Raw genomic sequence first — 18,387 nt, forward strand, 5'->3', positions numbered from 1 at the left:
AATGTTTTAATAGGAGCGATAAATATGAATAAATATTCTGACACAAAAAGTGATTTTCAACTTAACCCTTTATTTCAAATTACGAAATATAATTTAATTACCAGTGAAGATTTGTATCAACGACAGAGCGAAGTAGAAGGTAGGATTGCTGTTGGCGGTTGTGCATATTTAGAAAACTTTTCTTTAGGAAAAGGCTTATGTGATCCCCCACTTGCTCCTTGTCCACCTTATGAATTAGATCCTACTTTGATTGTTGGCAAAAATTTAATATGGAATAGTGGAGCAAATCATGCAGGGAGTACCGTTATGACTAAAACCGGCGACTATGACGTAATGAATGTTCATTATTCCAATGCCGACGTAAGTAACCAGCCGTTTCGTCTAGATAGCCTACCATTAGACTTTGAAGAGTATTATGACTTCTTAAAATGTGCTGCTGACCAATGGTCTGAAATGTCCAGCCCGCTGGAAGCAACCAGAGTTCTTAACTGCTATGGACATATATTTTTAATAGGCCTGCACCCAAAGATTAATATTTTTAATATTCACGCAACACGTATCGCAGCTGCTGAGCACACGATTGGTTGCAACGGAAACTCATTGACTGATATATTCAGCATTACCATTATTGCACCGAAAGAATCCACCATACTAATTAATGTATCCGGGAACAGTGTCGTATTCGGGAATTTTGCTACCTATCGTAGCTCATTTATCCCTGGGACTCTTCCGTCTACATCAGATATCACAGACGAAATACTTCAGCAAGGCTCGGCACCAAATGCGGATGAAAAAAGCTTAATACTCTGGAATTTTTATAACGCTGATAAGATTTCCACATCAATTAACAGCTTTCAGGGAACACTATTTGCACCATATGCAAAAGTTTATACCATCGGTGGAGCCATTGAAGGTAATGTAATTGTTGAGAGTTATTTACCGTACCGTGTGAATACAAACCATACCGAAATTCATAATTATCCGTTCAGGGGATCCTTGCCTAGGATAAATTGTTCTTCTTTTACCACAACATACTGTCCTATCACCACTCACTGCCCAACTACTTCCACCACAACTCACTGCCCAACTACTTCCACAACAACTCACTGCCCGACTACTTCCTCTACAACTCACTGTCCGACTACTTCCTCTACAACTCACTGTCCGACCACATCCTCCACGACTTACTGCCCGACTACTTCCTCCACAACTCACTGTCCGACTACTTCCTCCACGACCTACTGCCCGACTACTTCCTCCACAACTCATTGCCCAACCACGACCACTACAACTCATTGCCCAACCACGACCACCACAACTCATTGCCCAACCACCCACTGTCCGACATCAACCACTACCTGTCCTTATTGGTGTGGCTTTTGGCCTTGCGATCCAGGTAAACCAAGTGATCCATGTGATACTCCTACTTGGAAATGGTGGGCAAGAATCTGTAGGTTTATACCTGAGAAAATCACTTGTATTATAGCAGTTTCCTTGATGTTGTTTAGTGCTGTCATTTTAGCTCTAATCATAATTCTTACTAATTTATAGTTCTAAAATGAGCTCTAAATACAATCATCTATATGCCCAGTATTATGAAAAGCAAAGAAGGGGATATTGCAAAATAAATAATTTGCAACATCCCCTTCTAATAATTTCCTAAACCTTATTCAATATCTTCGAATAATTCTGTCTGACCACAAGAATCATTATATGCCAATTTTACTCCGACAATATAGATGCTAAGTACTAATAATAGCAAGAATACTCCTATATACACCGGGTTGTGCAACCAAGCGGGAACTGCTTCAAAAAGAGTAATGACACCGAAGAACAGGAAGATGATACCTGCACCCCACTTAATATATTTTTCTGGGACATGCTTTGCCATCCAAGCTCCGCCTAAGATTCCGATTCCGTCTGCGATTAACATACCCACTGTGGTTCCCATCAATACAAAGAGTGGAAAGTGACTTTTAGCAGCAATTGATATGGTCATCAACTGTGTCTTGTCTCCCATTTCTGCAATAAAGAAGGCAATAGCTACTGTTACAACTGGTCCGAATTTTGATTTCTTTTTCTTATCCTCATCCAATTTATCTCCTCTTAATGTCCATAAACCGAACAACAGAAACGAGATGGCAGCCACAATTTTAATCGTATCCTGCGAAATTAAAGTATTTAGATAACTACCAACTCCCACTGCAAGCGCGTGATTGAAAATTGTTGCAATCAATACTCCCAACATAACCTTACTTGCCTTATACTTACTTGCCATAGCCATTGCTAACAGCTGGGTCTTGTCCCCCATCTCAGCAACAACAACAAATAGTAATGCAGTCAAAAAATCCGACATTATTATACCCTCCTATCATTTTTTCGGAAGAAATCTTATCCCTTATACGCTTATGATAAATAACAGTACAAAAAAAGACCTCTAACACAAGAAATACATTGCTCATTACCTTTTCACAAAAAGATAATAAGAAATATATTCGTTGTGTTAAAAGTCTCACTTGACTGAAATCAGTCACGATAAAGCCAGGTCAAAGACCAGTATGTTGACTTTATCACCTATAAGAAAGGCAGCTACTCCCTTTTAATGTCATATATGTTTCTCATCCCTACAAATATAGCATATTTTAGAAATGTAATCAAGCCTGTTTATGTAATGTAACCGTACTTATTTATAAATCATGCATATTTATAAAGGTTTAATCTCAATATTTTCTTCCGTTAGCGCTTGGCGAATCTTTTTCACAAAATCCAAGGCTTTTACTCCGTCACCATGAACACATATGGAATCCGCCTTAATTGGTATTTCCTTACCATTTACAGCAGTAACCTTACCAAACTTAACCATCGTTATAACCCTATTTATCGCAAGCTCTTCTTCCTCAATCATAGCTCCCTGCTTCGTTCTGGCAACCAGTGTTCCATCCTCTTCATAAGCTCTGTCTGCAAATACCTCCTGCTTAAAGGTTAACCCTACCGTCTTCGCAGCCTTTTCCATCTGACTGTTACTAAGTCCTAACAACATAATTGTGGGATCAACTAGTGCTATTCCCTCACAGATAGAACAAGCCAGATCATAATCTTTCGCAGCCATGTTGTAAAATGCTCCGTGAGGTTTTACGTGGCTAAGGGGTACTCCTGCTGCTTGACAAAAAGCGTTCAATGCACCGATCTGGTACATGGTATATGTCTTTGCTTCCTGCCCGGACAAGCTCATATTTCTTCTACCGAACCCAAGTAAGTCGGGAAATCCGGTGTGTGCACCGATATGTACTCCATTCGCCTTACATAACCTTACGGTCTTTTCCATAATCAACGGATCTGAGGCATGATAGCCACAGGCAATGTTAGCGGATGATATAAAGGGAATCACTTCCTCATCCATTCCTAACGTATATCTTCCAAAACTTTCACCCAAATCACAATTTAAATCAATCTGATACATGTGACCTCCATACTGCCAGCGGCAGTCCAATTAAATGATTTATCAACTAATCGCTATGGCAAATCAATCTACAGTTTTTATCCTAAACTTCGAAGTTATTAAACTGACATAGCAAAAGATGAACTCCTAAAGTTTAAGCTCCACATTCTTTACATCAGTAATAAACATATGCCCCGGTGCATGTGTAATTGCAAATGGGGGCTTTGAAGCCATCAGTGCTGCCTGTGGGGTTACACCACAAGGCCAAAATACAGGAACCTCTCCCTCTTTTATCGTTACCTTATCACCAAAATCAGGCTTATTAATATCCGATATTCCGATGTATGTAGGATCCCCTATATGTATCGGAGCTCCGTGCACTCTTGGCATCGCCGCAGTTACGGATACTGCTTTCGGTATATCCTGATATGGAATCGGTCTCATGCTTACTACCATATTCCCAGAGAATATACCTGCCTTCTCACATGGGATATTCGTCATATACATCGGTACGTTACATTGTTCCTCAATATGTCTTACCGTGATACCGGATTGCAATAATTCCTCTTCAAAGGAAAAGCTACATCCAATCAAAAAACTGACAAAATCATCTCTCCAAAAGGAAGAAACCCCAGAATACTCACCTACTAATTCTCCATATTCATACACTCGGTATTTGGGCAAATCAGTTGCAATGTCAGCATTGGTTGCCATAAAACGTGTTGCTCTCTCTCCCTCATCCAGCACCTCCAGTATCGGACATGATTTGGGATTGCGTTGAGCAAATAAAAGAAAATCGTAGGCAAACTCCTTTGGTAAAATCACCAGATTTGCCTGCGCATATCCGCCGCACATTCCCGGAGTAGGTGATGTAATTTCACCGTCACGAATTAATTCTCGCACTTTGGAAGGGGTACAGTCTCTATAATCCACATTTACCTCCAATCAAACACCAATAAGGTCATTCCGGATCAAATCCAGATAGTTGAATCATTTTACTTTGAAATTTATTTCTCACTTTAACATACTTTTTATAGAGCTTGTGTGCTTCTTTTAATGATATAACCTTAAACGTTATCTCATCACCCGGCTTACATTGTGCCAAAATCGGTATATCGATTGATATAACATTAGCAATTTTGGCGTATCCACCCGTGGTTTGTCTGTCCGATAGCATGATAATTGGCTGCCCATTTGAAGAAACCTGAATTGCACCAAGCGAAATTCCGTCCGATATGATATCCATCGCCTGCTTTCCTTCAATAACAGGACCTACCAGCTTACATGCCATGCGGTTCGAATCATTACTTAGCTTATAAACCTCATTCTCAAAGGTATGTAATCCGTTCTCTGTAAAATAATCATCCTGAGGACCTAATACCACACGTACATTTCGAATCTTTCCTACTTCACTAGCTGGTTTTTCAACATATCGTTGCTTCATCCTCGTTAGTTTACCTGATGGATTCACAAAGCCTAATTCGTCGTTTACCTTTAACGCCCTTCCCCTATATCCTCCTATTTCACACTTTAAGTTAGTAGATTTACTTCCAAAGCGTTCTTCAATCCGAAGGCCTCCCGAGAAAGCGATATAGCTTCGACATCCCTTTGCTGCAAAGCCAAGTACTAGGGTTTCGCCGGCTTTTACTGTCACTGCCTGATTCAAAGAAATCTCCTGGTCATTAATCTTGGGATTCATATCCGCACCAGTAATTGCGATCACATTATCCCGGTTAAAATAAATGGTCGGTCCAAAGAGGGTGCATTCGAATACTGCTTCACCCAACTTATTACCAACCAGTATATTGCCAAGTTCCATTGCTTCTGTATCAACTGCCCCTGAAGGGGAAAAACCTATATCTGCGTAACCTATTCTTCCATAATCCTGTATGGTGGTCAATGCACCCGGAGTTATGATTTGTATATCCATGCCATATTCCATATCAGACACCCTCCATAAACACTTTGCATTGATAGTTCCGTTGATTGACTGAATCTTCAATCATTTGATATTCCTCCTGCGTAACAGGCTTAAACCTTATGTAATCTCCTGCCTGATATAGAGTCGGATTCTCTCTTTCACTATCGTACAATTTTAATGGAGTTCTTCCTATCAATCGCCATCCACCCGGAGAAGCAATCGGATAAATTCCGGTTTGTTCTCCTCCAATACCGACCGATCCAGCTGGGATGGAAGTTCGCGGATTGGACAAACGTGGAGTAATCAGTCTATTGTCCATTCCACCAAGATAAGGGAAGCCCGGTAAAAATCCTAGCATATAAATTAAATAGTCCCTACCGGAATGGACTTTAATCAGTTCCTCTTCACTTAAACCTGTATGACGAGCCACATCACCAAAATCCTCCCCATATTGACCTCCATAACACACTGGAATCTCAATGATTCTTTTCTGTTTTGTGGCTTCGCTACCCTTTTGAGCAGATACACTCTTTACATATTTACAAAGCTTCTTATAAGTTATGGTTAATGGATCATAATGGATTAGTAAGGAACGGAAGGTTGGAACCGTTTCAACCACTCCCTTTACTCTATCCCTGCGGATACATTGATTTAATTGCATGACCCTATCGTTACATTCCGTACTTATCTCATTCCCAAATTCTACGATAAGGGACAGGTCGCCCGCAGGCAAGATACGAATATCAGACATAATTACACACCCCTTGATAATTAAAAAACCCTTTCTCTAATACACTTTCATACCAATGATCGCTCTTACCCTCAAATTTAAGAGCATACCCGGTACATTGACGCATCAGCTCAACAATATTAACATTCATTTTTGTATTAAATCCATCGATACCCGGAATCAATGATCCGGTCATATCTACAATCCCGCATCTTGTCGCTACTCGCATTACCTCCATCTCCATATCTCCTTTGTGGAAGATATCCAGATCTTTTTTCAGATAAGCGATTGCTGCCATTAATCCATAACAACCCCAATCAGATACCGTTGCTGTTATGATATTATCTGCCTTAGTTGCAGCCAGAATTCCACCCTTACAGTCACATTTACATTGCCCCTGTGCGGTGTATGGTACATACTTTTTAATATGATCACTAATTGTTCCCATTCCTATTTCATTACCTAGATCTCCGATTGCAATATTTAATACACCCTTCTCCTGTAATCTACGAAATAGAATGTCTGTTTTTGCTTCAAGATCAGTAAGATTTAACCCGATTGCATTGTGATATTCTCCACACTCATTCGCACCGGGAGCTTCGATTGATATCACCGCTTTAGGAAGTTTTCTTTCAATAATCCGGTCAGCCTGTATCTCTGCTAACTCCTTATCCTTCGTGAAAGAAATTACACCCATGGAGATTGGTAATTCCTCCACCTTATCTAAATCCTCGTAGCAGTGAAGTCCCACAACACCGGCACATTTTTTTACCGCTTCCAGATTATCCTCCGGACAGATAATCACTGGCTTTGCATCAAATGCCTGGACCAAGGATCTTGCCAACAGCATGGAACTTACGATACCATCCATCTCCGGAGCCTTATGAGGAAGAAGAATAAAACCGGTAATGATATATACAAAATCCTTCGGTTTAATTACTTCCACTAATTTTTTCGCGGAATGCATTGTAAGAGGCTCCCCGGTATAAGCCCTGCTTCCGCTATAGAGGATACGGCATACACCATATCCTCTTGGGTCAAGATTCATTAAAGAATCCAGGTTTTCACCAATATTATAGATTGCAAGTTCATGATTTGTCATATCTGTTACCCCTCTTTTTGATTGGTCGCTATCAGATATTCCTCCATTAAAGCTTCCTGCAATTTGTGTAAGAGCTCTGGTGCTTTACCGCCTACTTTCTGACCGTCTACTTCGGTTGCAGACAAACAGAAATTACTGGAGGAACTTACAACCACCTCATCTGCTTCCATTAACTCCTTTAGGGTAAATACAGTTTCATCCACCGGAATACCAAGTGTTTTGCTCATTTTAATCAAATGTGTTCTAGCGATTCCGGGCAGGATATAATGATCTGCCGGTGGTGTAATAAACTTACCGTCCTTAATAATGTGAATATTGCTATGGGCACATTCTGTAACTCTGTCACCACGATGGAAAATCACTTCATCACAGCCAGCCAAAGCACACTTTTGTGCTGCCATTACATTGGGTATTAAATTTAATGTTTTGATATTACAATGCAGAAATCTGGTATCCTCAACAGTTAATAATTTTAATTTCTTACCTGGATCACCTATTTGAGATGGTCTTATCATAATCCAGAGTTTAGCACATTGATCCGGAAATTCATGCTTTCTCGGGGCAACTGCTCTGGTAACCTGCCAATATACAAAGAGCTCATTCCCTTCTACCTTTTGCACCATTTCATTCAAGATATCCTTCAATTCCTCTTTTGTATGAGGAATTGTAATGTTCAGCAATCCGGCACTATTATAAAAGCGCTCAATATGCTCCTCCAGATTAAAGATAATATGATTCCCGGCACAGGTAGCATCGTATACACCGTCTCCGTAGTAATGTACCCTGTCATCAAATGGTACTACCATATTCTCAATTAAATCGTATTTCCCATCATAATAACCCAAATTCTCCAATTACTTCACCTTTTTCTATTATTTTTTCTTTAAGCACCCAATCTTAATGATATATAACCCTTAATTAATTCAACCGTTTTTTCATATCCCAACTTACCGGTATTCAGGCACATATCATAATTAGCCGGATTCATCCACTTTTTCCCGGTATGATAGGTATAATAATCACTTCTGAATTTATTAATTTTCTTAATATTTTTTTTCGCTTCTTTTTTACTGCAGACAAGGCGCTCCATCTCGTGCTCTATACATACCTCTTCATCCGCTGTAAGGAAGATAGAAATCAGATTAGTTGCATCACGTAAAATGTAGTCACCACATCTGCCAATCACAATATAGGACTCTTCTACAGCTAATTCTTTTAAAACCTTAGCCTGATAATTAAACAAGTTAATGTCGGAGGTGAAGTTATCACTCTCGGGCGGAATCAGTTCTCCGTTATAAACTCTTTTGGAAGCTTTATAAAGTATCGTATTTTTCATCTTTTCATCTGCACTAAAAAATAATTCCTCATTAATGCCGCTATCCTCAGAAGCCAAACGTAAAAGCTGTTTATCGTATAAAGCAATTCCATATTCTTTGGCAAGCATATTACTGATCGTAGTTGCACCGCTGCCACATGTTCTTGTGATTGCTATTACAAATCGTTCCATACTAACCTCCTTCATGCCGTATTACGGCGTAACCGGTTTACTGTCCAAGGTAAGCTTTACGAACTCTATCATCTTCAAGGAGTTCTTTCGCATCTCCGCTTATTGTGATATTACCTGTTTCTAAAACATATGCACGATCGGCAATTCCAAGAGCCATCTTTGCATTTTGCTCTACTAACAGTATAGTGATTCCCATATCATGGCAGTACTGAATAATACTAAATATTTCTCTTACCAGAATAGGGGACAGACCCATGGATGGCTCATCCATCAACAAAATCTTAGGATCACTCATCAAAGCTCTACCCATGGCTAGCATCTGTTGCTCACCACCGGATAAGGTTCCTGCCAACTGCTTATATCTTTCTTTCAATCTTGGGAAACGGCTAAATATCAACTCGTAATTCTCTTCCAATTGACTCTTGCTTTTCTTAAATGCATAAGCACCCATCTCCAAATTCTCTAAGACCGTCATATCAGGGAAGATATGTCTGCCTTCCGGTACATGGCTAATTCCATACCTTACAAGTTTACTTGGGTCTGTTGTTCTCAGATCCAGAGCTCCGTAAGTTATACTTCCGCTAGTTGCTGCCTTTAATCCCGTAACTGTATGTAATATTGTTGTTTTTCCTGCTCCGTTCGCTCCAATCAGCGATACAATCTCGCCGTCATTAACTTCTAGGCTGACGCCATGAATGGCATGAATAGCGCCATATGAAACATGTAAATCTTTAATTGATAACATAAGCACATTCCTCCTATTCGTCGTCTTTACCGAGATAAGCCTCGATAACCCTTGGATTTTTCGAAATCTCTTCCGGTGTTCCAAATGCTATGGTTTCACCGTAATCAATTACCTGAATTTTTTCACAAATCTTCATAACTAAACTCATATCATGTTCGATTAATAATACAGAGATGTTAAATTTCTTTCTGATAACATTAATAATATCCAGTAGTTCCGCAGTCTCGGTAGGATTCATACCTGCCGCAGGCTCATCTAGTAGAAGAAGCTTCATACCAGTTGCTAAAGCTCTCGCTATTTCAAGTCTTCTCTGTTGACCATAGGGAAGATTTTCCGCAACAAAATCAGCTTTATCTCCAAGGTTTACAACTTTAAGAAGCTCTCTTGCTTTAACATCTATCTCCTTCTCTTCCTTCCAGTACTTTGGTAAACGAAGAAGTGCTTCACCAAGGGAATACTTCATATTCATATTCATTGCAACCTTGACATTTTCTAAGGCTGTCATCTTTTTAAATAAGCGAATATTTTGAAATGTTCTTGCAATACCGGATTGAACCACTTGATGAGTTTTCTTTCCGTTCATTTTCTCACCATTCAGATAAAATGCGCCCTCTGTGGGCTTATATACTCCGGTAAGGAGGTTAAATACTGTGGTTTTTCCTGCACCGTTTGGTCCAATCAAACCAAATAATTCACTTTTTCCGATTTCAATATTAAAATCTTGTACAGCCTTAAGACCGCCAAAAGCAATTCCAAGATGGGATGCTTTTAATACAGGTTGTTCTACGCTCATTATTTTCCAGCCTCCTTCTTATTCTTTTTGCCAAATATCTTTGAAAGAGTACCTGTCAAGGAGAATTCGTAAGTACCGAAGATACCACTCGGTTTAAAGATCATAACCAATACCAATACGATAGAATATGCTAACATTCTGTATTTGGAGAATTCTCTCATCGCCTCAGGTAATGCAGACAGGAAGCTTGCACCTAGGATAGAACCGGTGAGAGATCCGGTACCGCCGATAATAACCTCTGTTAAAAACTCAGCAGAATACATAAAGTTAAAGTTAGTAGGAATCATCGCTGTCATATAATGAGCGTACATTGCACCACCTACCCCTGCAAAAAATGCTGATAATGTAAAGGTTAATACTTTATAGTAAGTAACATTAATACCACTTGCACTTGCTGCTATGTAATCCTCACGAATTGCAATAACAGTACGTCCATATCTGGAACGTACATACATATACATTAAAGTCACACATATTACCATAACCCAGAAACACCAGCTAAAGCTAGAGAGCTTTGTAATACCGCTCATAGTTCTACCACCACCGGTAAAGGAGAAGTTACAAAAAGCTACTCTAATAATCTCAGCAAATGCGACGGTAACAATAGCCAAATAATCACCCCTTAATCGGAGTGCAGGAATACCTACCAAAGCTCCTGTAATTGCAGCAGCAATACCACCAACTAATAACGCAATAATGAACAAAAGAATATTTGGAATTCCCTTATCCACCAACTGATTGGTTACGATAGCTGAGCTGTACGCACCTACTGACATAAAGCCTGCATGTCCAAGTGAAAATTCACCCATATACCCTGTCAAAAGGTTAAGAGAAGCAACCATAATAATCGTATAGCATGCAGTGGTAAAAATACCTTTAATATAATTTGTTCTTGAACCTAATACGTCCGATTGAAACATTACTGTAAATAAAAGAAAAAGGACACAAACTCCGATGAGATTGATTAGGTATGACCATTTTTTATTCTTTAAAAGATTCATATTCGCACCTACACTTTCTCCCCTATACTTTTACCAAGAATGCCGGATGGCTTTACAATAAGCACAATGATTAATAAGCTATACGTAATTGCTTCATACCAACCCGGTGCAATGTATACCTTAACTAATATCTCAATCAAGCCAACCAATAAACCGCCAATCATAGCTCCCGGAATACTTCCGATACCGCCAATAACCGCTGCAATAAAAGCTTTCAGACCCATAACACTTCCCATATCCGTAGTACTTCTCGGATAGGTACTGCAATACATTAATGCTGCCACAGCCGCTAACGCGGAGCCGATTGCGAAGGTGATTGTAATAATTGTATTCACTTTAATACCCATAAGAGTTGATGCCTGTTTATCCTGAGGAACAGCTCTCATTGCCTTGCCCATCTTTGTTTTCTTAATAAACAACTGTAAGGCAACCATAATAATAATTCCGATTCCCAATGTCAGAAGGTTCTTCCACTGTAAGAATATATTCCCTACATGAAGAGGTGGTAATTTAAATATTGGCGGAACTGTTTTCGGATTTCCACCAAAAAGCACCATCGCAAGATTCTCTAAGAAGAGACTCATTGCAAGAGCTGTAATCAAAGCGGTCATTGCTCCTGCCTTTCTAACCGGCCTGTATGCAATCACCTCAACTAAAACACCTACTGCCGTACACACCGCAATTGCGATAAATACTGCCATCCAAGCCGGCATTCCGGCGTTAATCATCATAGGAATTGTATAGAATAAAGTATAACTGCCCACCATAATGAAATCACCGTGAGCAAAGTTAATCATACGTATAATGCCATAAACCATCGTATAACCAAGAGCAATCAGGGCATATATCGCACCCTGATTAAGTCCGTTTACTAAACTTTGTATAAGTAATGACATGCTTCACCTGCTTTCCGAACATTTAATGAGATATGGGGCTGTTGCATTAAACAACAAGCCCCCATCTTTTTCCGCTCATACTTTGTAGAATCTAGATTACGGATTTAAGGTCTTTAACCATTTAACTTTGCCTTTTTCATATGTATTGATTACCACACTCTTAACAGCGTTACGGTTTTCATCAATTGTAAAGGTACCACCAACACCGGTAAATGTCATTCCAGTCATACCTTTTACTAATTTCGCTGTATCAGTTCCGCCGCCATTTTCTGCCGCTTTTACTAACATGTAAATTGCATCATAGTAAAGAGCTGCACAAGCATTTAAAGAATCTGCGCCGTATTTCTCTTTGTATTTTGTAACGAACTTCTGTACCGCCGGTGCGGTATCTTCTGATGAATAGTGATTTGTGAAGTAGCAGTTGTCAAAGTAAGTTTCTGAACCGGAGGTATCAGAACCATCCCAACCGTCACCACCCATGATGACACCCTTATAACCAGCTTCTCTGATCTGTTGAACGAACAATGGAACAGTATCAAGGAAACAAGGATAGAATACGAAATCTGCACCTGATTCAACAGCCTGGGAAGCCTGTGCGGTAAAGTCAGTATCCTTCGTAGTACATCCGCCTGTATAAACTACTTCAATACCATTTGCTTTTGCATTCTCAACAAATGCATCCTTTAAACCATTTGAATAATCATCATCTTTTGCAAAGATAATAGCAGCTTTTTTAGCTCCTTTCTCTTTTGCGAACTGAGCTGCCATCTTGCCCTGATAAGGATCGATAAAGCAATCTCTAAAGATTGTAGGTCCAACTTCTGTTACTTTTTTGTTTGTTGCACCTGCAGCAAGCAATAACATGTTCTGGCCTTTTGCAATTTCAGCCATAGGCAATGTTACGGATGAGAAGAATGCACCAACAACTGCTTCTGGTTTCTTTGGCTCTAAGCTGTTGTAAGCATTTACTGCTTGCTTGGAGTCACCGCCATCATCAACGACATCAATAATCTTAACCTTGTACTTGCCGCCGCTACTATTGATTTCATCTGCAGCCATGGTTACGGAATTTTTAGCTCCTTCTCCATAAATAGCACTACCACCGGTAAGGGAAGCAACAACGCCGATATTAATTACATTATCTTCCTTTCCTGGTGCAGTTGTAGCAGCTGGTGAGTCTGCTTTTTTGTCTGAAGTTCCGCATCCGGTCAACAACGATCCAATTAAGGTTGTTGCCATTAAGATAGCTAATAATCTTTTCTTCATAAATTTCTACCTCCTTTTATTTACGACAGTTCCATATCAAGTAATTTGCCATTCCGTAGATATAACTTAATTCTCGATTTGCTGGAATTGTGCCATATAACATGAAAAGGGCTTCAGCCCTTATGGATAAACACTACGTCGGTATTTATTCATAAACGTTGAAACCCTTTCGTTTCCATTTAATGTATCAAGTTAGTATTCAGATTAGCTCATTAAATGATTTTCAAATTGTTTTCAGATATGGCTATCGTGATACGGTTATTATATTACTATTTTTCGGACATTGCAACTATTAATTTGTTATAATTTTACTAGGTGATTTTTGTTTATTTTAGTAATAAACCATAATATTTTAGTAATAATAGGTCACCAATACTTATCCAACTGTCTTATTATTAGTTCCATATTGTTAAAAAAGAGGAGGTATGCTAGAATCAAACCAAGATGAAATTGCAGGTAAAAGGAGTACAGAATGAAGACGATTGACTACATAATAGAGACAGTAAAAACATTGGTTAATATCCCTAGTCCCTCCGGTTTTACAAGAGAGGTTATGGCATATGTACAAAAGGAAGCACAGAGTTTTGGTTACACTTGTGAGTTCAATAAAAAGGGTGGATTAATCATATCAATAAAAGGAAATCAAGAGGAAACATTAGGATTGTCTGCTCATGTAGATACGCTGGGCGCTATGGTTCGCTCCATTAGTGCGGATGCTTCTTTACATTTCACCCTTATCGGTTCCTATACGATGCACAGCGTAGAGGGTAGCTATTGTAAGATACATACCAGGGATGGCCGAACTTATACCGGAACCATTCTGGCAAAGAGCCCTTCTGTTCATAGCTATGATGATGCGAAAACACTTGAACGATCTGATCGAAATATGATTGTACGAATTGATGAAATTGTCAAGACAAAGGATGATGTCCTTGCACTTGGGATCAATACCGGCGACTATATCAGCTTTGATGCCCAGTTTCAATATACGGAAAAAGGTTTCATTAAATCCAGACATCTGGATGATAAAGCATCTGTTGGGGTACTCCTTGGTGTACTAAAGGAGTTGTCCGAGGGTCAGATAACTCCCCCAAAAAATATCAAGATATTAATCTCTAATTATGAAGAAGTGGGCTTTGGTGCCAGCAATCTTCCCTCAGGAATTGACGAATTACTGGCGATTGATATGGGAGCCATCGGTGATGACCTTAATGGCAATGAATACGCAGTATCCATCTGCGCAAAGGATACCACCGGTCCTTATGATTATGATATGACAAACCGCTTAATTGAACTGGCTAAACAAAACAATCTAAGCTACGTAATTGATGTCTTTCCTCATTACGGCTCCGATGTATCTGCTGCCCTCTCCGGAGGAAACGATATTCGTGGTGCACTAATCGGGCAGGGAATCCACGCCTCTCACGGCATGGAACGCACCCATATCAGTGCACTAGAGAATACCTTGGAATTAATTAAGGCGTATATAAGATAGAAAAACATTCTGGGAACGGTTTCTGACCGGAAGAACAACTACGGGATGTGATTTTGAAAGCTGTTACAGTTTACTAGCACTTCTATGTGCTAGTAAACTGCAAATGCTTTCAAAACCACATCCCATCATCGTTCTTCCGGGTATTTGATTTTTATGTATTCTTTAATTAGCTCTACGCATTTGTCAATTCCGACCTTCTCGCTGTTTAGGGTCATATCATAATTGACGGGATTTACCCAGGTGTTGCCGCCAGTATAGTGCTGGTAGTAGGCGGCACGGTATTGATCCGTTTTTGCGATAGAAGTATGTGCTGTCTCCTCGTTGACACCCATTTTTTTCATGACACGTTCGACGCAAAATGCACGGGGTGCTTCTATATATATGCTAATTACATTCGGATAATCTTTTAATACCCAATCCGCGCATTTTCCTACGATGATACAGGATTCTGACTGCGCAAGATTTTGAATAATCTGACTTTGAAACTCAAATAATCTTTGATCAGACACGAAATCATCATCCACAGGCTTTGGTTTTAACGTTCTTGGTAATCCTTTTAAAAGACCGGAGAACTTTTTACCTCTAATCTTTTCATTTACTTCCTGAAAAAGCTCCTCTTCTAAACCGCTCAACTGAGAAGCGAGCGTGAGAATACGATTTTCATAACAACCAATTCCTAATTCGTCCGCTAATTTTAGGGCAATCTCTTTTCCACCACTCCCAAATCCTCTCGCGACGGTGATCACTACATTCTCCATTAACACCCCTCCTTGTTTTTGTTTCCGCGTTATAAAATTGCACAAAGCAAACAGTTATATCAACTTTACTGCCAACCACTCCATGTCTGTTTACTAAATGTATTTCTAAGCTTAAGTCAAACTCTTAAATTATATCTATATGACTATGCCAATGCATATTTTGCTATATTAATGATAACAAGCTTTCCACTGTTTCTTTAATAATATCATAGGCCTTATCACAGTCTTCCTTTGTAACAATCAGCGGAGGTACCATTCGTATGATGTGCCCTCCAATCGCGGTCAATAAAAGCTTTCTGTCAAAGCATCCATGCTTTACATCAATTCCTTTAATCGCATCATCGAACTCAACTCCTACCAATAATCCCTTTCCTCTGACTTCTTTTACATGTGGAAGCGATTTCAGTTTATCCATAAAATACGCTCCGACCTCTTTTGCATTATCAGCGAGATTTCTGTCAAGAAGTTCACCTACCTGTGCCAAGGCAGCTGCACAAGATACCGGATGCCCTCCATAAGTACTTCCATGAGAACCTGGTGTGAATACCTTCGCCACTTCTTCCTTGGCACAGATTGCTCCGATCGGCATTCCTCCTCCTAACGCTTTTGCCATGGATACAATATCGGGTTCAATACCATATTGCATGTAACACATTACAGAGCCTGTTCTGCACCAGCCAGTCTGAATCTCATCAATCAATAAAAGAAGACCCTTCTCATCACAGAGTCTACGGATTCCTTTCATAAATTCCATCGTAGCCGGATTTACTCCGCCCTCTCCCTGAATCGGTTCAAGCATAATTGCTGCGGTGTTCTCCGTCACTGCATCCTCAAAGGATTTCAAATCATTAAAGTCAGCATAGCGAAACCCCGGTGTCATCCCGCCAAAACCCACTTGGCATGCATTATCCGGTTGACCTGTGGCGCTCATAGAGCCGAAAGTTCTTCCATGGAATGACATTTTTGCTGAAATAATTTCAAATTTACCTGGTCCGTACTTTTCAACACCATACTTTCTTGCCATCTTAATCATAGCCTCATTGGATTCTGTACCGGAATTTTGAAAAAAGATTTTATCCATTCCAATCGTAGTGCAGATCTTTTCTGCAAGCAGTGCCTGTGGTATTGTATATGGATAATTAAAAGTATGTATCAGATCACCAACCTGATCTCGAACCGCAGCTACGACCCTTTCATTACAGTTACCTGCACTGTTCACCGCGATACCGGCATAGAAATCCAGATATGCATTGCCTTCTTCATCATAAAGATACATATCCTTTCCCGTTTCCGCTATAAAATCAAAGCGTTCATAAGTCTCAATCATATATTTTTTGACCTTTGCCTTTAGTTCCTCCCTGGTTAATCCCGCATCTTTTAACAACATATTATTCCTTCTTTCTGTATACTCTTCTTATTATTTAAAACTAAATGTCGAGGTAATTTTTACAATTTCACTGCCTTCATTGCTGTACCAATGTTCGATATCAGAGTCGAAGCGAAATGCATCTCCGGCGTGAATCTTATATTTTTTATCACGAATTTTCAATGTAAGTGTACCGGTTGCTACCGTGATATATTCTACTGTTTTCTCACCATGAGACCCACTGTAATAGGTACCGTTCGGATATATTTCCATTCCGTATATTTCAAATTGACGATCCTTCTCATACGGGAAATAGGTGTAGATAGAATACTGCCCTTCCACTTCCTTCGTAGGAATCATTTCCTCTTTGGATATATGGTAGGTATCCTGACGTGGAGGCTCAATCAGCTCATTCAAATCTACTCTGAGACCACTCACAATCTTGCCAAGGCAGCCGATGGACGGATTTGCCTCACCACGCTCGATGTTGGCCAACATACTCTTACTGACACCGGTCTGCTCCGCCGTTTCATCAAGGCTCATATTCTTTCCTATTCTTATTTTCTTTAAATTAAATGCGATATTTCTATTGATATAATCCATTCCGACACACCTCCTTGGATTATTATGTTAGCCATTCATAAATCTTGATAAGAATTCCTTTGTTCTCGGATTCGACGGTGTAATAAACAGCCGTTCCGGAATATCCTGTTCCGCAATAACTCCCTGATCCATAAAGATTGTTCTGGTTGATACATCTCGGGCAAATGCCATCTCATGTGTAACGATGATCATCGTCAACCCTTCTTTGGCTAATTCCTTGATAACAGTCAGTACTTCTCCAACCATCTCAGGATCTAATGCGCTGGTTGGTTCATCAAATAACAGCACCTCCGGCTCCATGGTAAGTGCTCTGGCGATTGCTACTCTTTGCTTTTGTCCACCGGATAACTGGGAAGGCTTTGCATTGATATAGGGAGCCATTCCTACCTTTTTTAAATATTTTATTGAAATGGAATGCGCCTCCTGTTTGCTCTTTTTTAGTACCTTTCTACAACCTGCCATACAATTTTCCAATACAGTCATATTGTTAAACAGATTAAAGGACTGAAACACCATACCAACCTTGGAGCGATATTCGTTAATCTTCTTCTGAGAGCCACCAATTTCGCTCTCTCCATAATAGATTGAACCGCTTGTTTTAATTTCAAGCAGGTTTAAGCACCGAAGTAATGTAGATTTACCCGAACCGGAGGAACCGATGATACATACAACCTCTCCTTTATCAATGGTAAAATCGATATCCTTTAATACCTCATGATTTCCGAATGATTTACTTAAATGTTGTACCTGAATAATTGACATATC

Annotated in this window: 19 protein-coding genes and 1 riboswitch; of the genes, 2 read left to right on the plus strand and 17 right to left on the minus strand. The window is 39.7% G+C overall.

Annotated features, from left to right (window positions below; translation table 11 throughout):
• The first annotated feature begins 24 nt into the window (after positions 1-24).
• Positions 25-1,551, plus strand: coding sequence for a choice-of-anchor A family protein (locus tag AC6IWN_RS14545; RefSeq protein ID WP_497988188.1), 1,527 nt, complete (start codon positions 25-27; stop codon positions 1,549-1,551).
• 115 nt (positions 1,552-1,666) lie between these two features.
• On the opposite strand, the gene AC6IWN_RS14550 is transcribed toward AC6IWN_RS14545, so the two are convergent.
• From AC6IWN_RS14550 to AC6IWN_RS14610, 13 genes are all read right to left on the minus strand, one after another.
• On the minus strand, positions 1,667-2,356 hold the full coding sequence (locus AC6IWN_RS14550) for a TMEM165/GDT1 family protein (protein ID WP_497988190.1): 690 nt from the start codon (positions 2,354-2,356) through the stop codon (positions 1,667-1,669).
• 161 nt (positions 2,357-2,517) lie between these two features.
• A riboswitch (yybP-ykoY riboswitch) is annotated at positions 2,518-2,610 on the minus strand.
• Between the two features lie 94 nt (positions 2,611-2,704).
• Positions 2,705-3,460 (minus strand): LamB/YcsF family protein, encoded by a 756-nt coding sequence (locus AC6IWN_RS14555; protein WP_497988192.1) that lies wholly within the window; start codon positions 3,458-3,460, stop codon positions 2,705-2,707.
• Positions 3,461-3,586: 126 nt separating this feature from the next.
• Entirely contained in the window at positions 3,587-4,372 is a 786-nt protein-coding gene (locus tag AC6IWN_RS14560; protein WP_497988194.1) for a putative hydro-lyase, read from the minus strand.
• Between the two features lie 28 nt (positions 4,373-4,400).
• A complete protein-coding gene (locus AC6IWN_RS14565) occupies positions 4,401-5,381 on the minus strand; it encodes a 5-oxoprolinase subunit C family protein (RefSeq protein ID WP_497988196.1) in 981 nt (326 codons plus the stop codon).
• Position 5,382: 1 nt separating this feature from the next.
• A complete protein-coding gene (gene pxpB / locus AC6IWN_RS14570) occupies positions 5,383-6,111 on the minus strand; it encodes a 5-oxoprolinase subunit PxpB (protein ID WP_497988198.1) in 729 nt (242 codons plus the stop codon).
• Positions 6,104-7,192, minus strand: coding sequence for a DUF4392 domain-containing protein (locus AC6IWN_RS14575; RefSeq protein WP_497988200.1), 1,089 nt, complete (start codon positions 7,190-7,192; stop codon positions 6,104-6,106). Before AC6IWN_RS14575 ends, pxpB begins: the two co-directional genes overlap by 8 nt.
• Positions 7,193-7,197: 5 nt before the next feature.
• A complete protein-coding gene (locus AC6IWN_RS14580; RefSeq protein ID WP_497988201.1) occupies positions 7,198-8,046 on the minus strand; it encodes an aminotransferase class IV in 849 nt (282 codons plus the stop codon).
• Positions 8,047-8,075: 29 nt separating this feature from the next.
• On the minus strand, positions 8,076-8,699 hold the full coding sequence (locus AC6IWN_RS14585; RefSeq protein WP_497988203.1) for a cytidylate kinase-like family protein: 624 nt from the start codon (positions 8,697-8,699) through the stop codon (positions 8,076-8,078).
• 37 nt (positions 8,700-8,736) lie between these two features.
• Complete coding sequence (locus AC6IWN_RS14590; protein ID WP_497988204.1) at positions 8,737-9,450, minus strand: ABC transporter ATP-binding protein; 714 nt, start codon at positions 9,448-9,450, stop codon at positions 8,737-8,739.
• A 7-nt stretch (positions 9,451-9,457) separates the two neighbouring features.
• The gene (locus AC6IWN_RS14595) at positions 9,458-10,237 is read right to left on the minus strand and encodes an ABC transporter ATP-binding protein (protein ID WP_497988206.1); all 780 of its coding nucleotides are present in this window, start codon (positions 10,235-10,237) and stop codon (positions 9,458-9,460) included.
• The gene (locus AC6IWN_RS14600; RefSeq protein ID WP_497988208.1) at positions 10,237-11,238 is read right to left on the minus strand and encodes a branched-chain amino acid ABC transporter permease; all 1,002 of its coding nucleotides are present in this window, start codon (positions 11,236-11,238) and stop codon (positions 10,237-10,239) included. Before AC6IWN_RS14600 ends, AC6IWN_RS14595 begins: the two co-directional genes overlap by 1 nt.
• Before the next feature lie 8 nt (positions 11,239-11,246).
• Positions 11,247-12,134, minus strand: coding sequence for a branched-chain amino acid ABC transporter permease (locus AC6IWN_RS14605; RefSeq protein ID WP_497988210.1), 888 nt, complete (start codon positions 12,132-12,134; stop codon positions 11,247-11,249).
• Positions 12,135-12,230: 96 nt separating this feature from the next.
• Positions 12,231-13,400 (minus strand): ABC transporter substrate-binding protein, encoded by a 1,170-nt coding sequence (locus AC6IWN_RS14610; RefSeq protein ID WP_497988212.1) that lies wholly within the window; start codon positions 13,398-13,400, stop codon positions 12,231-12,233.
• Between the two features lie 472 nt (positions 13,401-13,872).
• Between AC6IWN_RS14610 and AC6IWN_RS14615 the strand changes: the two genes are divergently transcribed.
• Positions 13,873-14,895 carry a M42 family metallopeptidase gene (locus tag AC6IWN_RS14615; protein ID WP_497988214.1) on the plus strand — a complete coding sequence of 341 codons (1,023 nt, stop codon included), beginning with the start codon at positions 13,873-13,875 and terminating at the stop codon, positions 14,893-14,895.
• A gap of 125 nt (positions 14,896-15,020) precedes the next feature.
• Here AC6IWN_RS14615 and AC6IWN_RS14620 read toward each other — a convergent pair whose 3' ends face one another.
• The 4 genes from AC6IWN_RS14620 to AC6IWN_RS14635 form a co-directional block, all read right to left on the minus strand.
• Positions 15,021-15,653: a cytidylate kinase-like family protein gene (locus AC6IWN_RS14620; RefSeq protein WP_497988216.1), complete on the minus strand. Its 633-nt coding sequence runs from the start codon at positions 15,651-15,653 to the stop codon at positions 15,021-15,023.
• A 163-nt stretch (positions 15,654-15,816) separates the two neighbouring features.
• Complete coding sequence (locus tag AC6IWN_RS14625) at positions 15,817-17,040, minus strand: aspartate aminotransferase family protein (protein WP_497988218.1); 1,224 nt, start codon at positions 17,038-17,040, stop codon at positions 15,817-15,819.
• A gap of 30 nt (positions 17,041-17,070) precedes the next feature.
• Entirely contained in the window at positions 17,071-17,622 is a 552-nt protein-coding gene (locus tag AC6IWN_RS14630; protein WP_497988219.1) for a helix-turn-helix domain-containing protein, read from the minus strand.
• Between the two features lie 27 nt (positions 17,623-17,649).
• On the minus strand, positions 17,650-18,384 hold the full coding sequence (locus tag AC6IWN_RS14635) for an amino acid ABC transporter ATP-binding protein (protein WP_497988221.1): 735 nt from the start codon (positions 18,382-18,384) through the stop codon (positions 17,650-17,652).
• Between the last annotated feature and the right edge of the window lie 3 nt (positions 18,385-18,387).

This window comes from Variimorphobacter sp. HTMS_6 (genome assembly GCF_059717775.1).

Excerpts from the sequence above, each read along its gene's own strand:
- AC6IWN_RS14545 (WP_497988188.1), top strand. The coding sequence starts at position 25 with ATGAATAAATATTCTGACACAAAAAGTGATTTTCAACTTAACCCTTTA.
- AC6IWN_RS14550 (WP_497988190.1), bottom strand. The coding sequence starts at position 2,356 with ATGTCGGATTTTTTGACTGCATTACTATTTGTTGTTGTTGCTGAGATG.
- AC6IWN_RS14555 (WP_497988192.1), bottom strand. The coding sequence starts at position 3,460 with ATGTATCAGATTGATTTAAATTGTGATTTGGGTGAAAGTTTTGGAAGA.
- AC6IWN_RS14565 (WP_497988196.1), bottom strand. The coding sequence starts at position 5,381 with ATGGAATATGGCATGGATATACAAATCATAACTCCGGGTGCATTGACC.
- pxpB (WP_497988198.1), bottom strand. The coding sequence starts at position 6,111 with ATGTCTGATATTCGTATCTTGCCTGCGGGCGACCTGTCCCTTATCGTA.
- AC6IWN_RS14575 (WP_497988200.1), bottom strand. The coding sequence starts at position 7,192 with ATGACAAATCATGAACTTGCAATCTATAATATTGGTGAAAACCTGGAT.
- AC6IWN_RS14585 (WP_497988203.1), bottom strand. The coding sequence starts at position 8,699 with ATGGAACGATTTGTAATAGCAATCACAAGAACATGTGGCAGCGGTGCA.
- AC6IWN_RS14595 (WP_497988206.1), bottom strand. The coding sequence starts at position 10,237 with ATGAGCGTAGAACAACCTGTATTAAAAGCATCCCATCTTGGAATTGCT.
- AC6IWN_RS14600 (WP_497988208.1), bottom strand. The coding sequence starts at position 11,238 with ATGAATCTTTTAAAGAATAAAAAATGGTCATACCTAATCAATCTCATC.
- AC6IWN_RS14605 (WP_497988210.1), bottom strand. The coding sequence starts at position 12,134 with ATGTCATTACTTATACAAAGTTTAGTAAACGGACTTAATCAGGGTGCG.
- AC6IWN_RS14610 (WP_497988212.1), bottom strand. The coding sequence starts at position 13,400 with ATGAAGAAAAGATTATTAGCTATCTTAATGGCAACAACCTTAATTGGA.
- AC6IWN_RS14615 (WP_497988214.1), top strand. The coding sequence starts at position 13,873 with ATGAAGACGATTGACTACATAATAGAGACAGTAAAAACATTGGTTAAT.
- AC6IWN_RS14620 (WP_497988216.1), bottom strand. The coding sequence starts at position 15,653 with ATGGAGAATGTAGTGATCACCGTCGCGAGAGGATTTGGGAGTGGTGGA.
- AC6IWN_RS14625 (WP_497988218.1), bottom strand. The coding sequence starts at position 17,040 with ATGTTGTTAAAAGATGCGGGATTAACCAGGGAGGAACTAAAGGCAAAG.
- AC6IWN_RS14630 (WP_497988219.1), bottom strand. The coding sequence starts at position 17,622 with ATGGATTATATCAATAGAAATATCGCATTTAATTTAAAGAAAATAAGA.
- AC6IWN_RS14635 (WP_497988221.1), bottom strand. The coding sequence starts at position 18,384 with ATGTCAATTATTCAGGTACAACATTTAAGTAAATCATTCGGAAATCAT.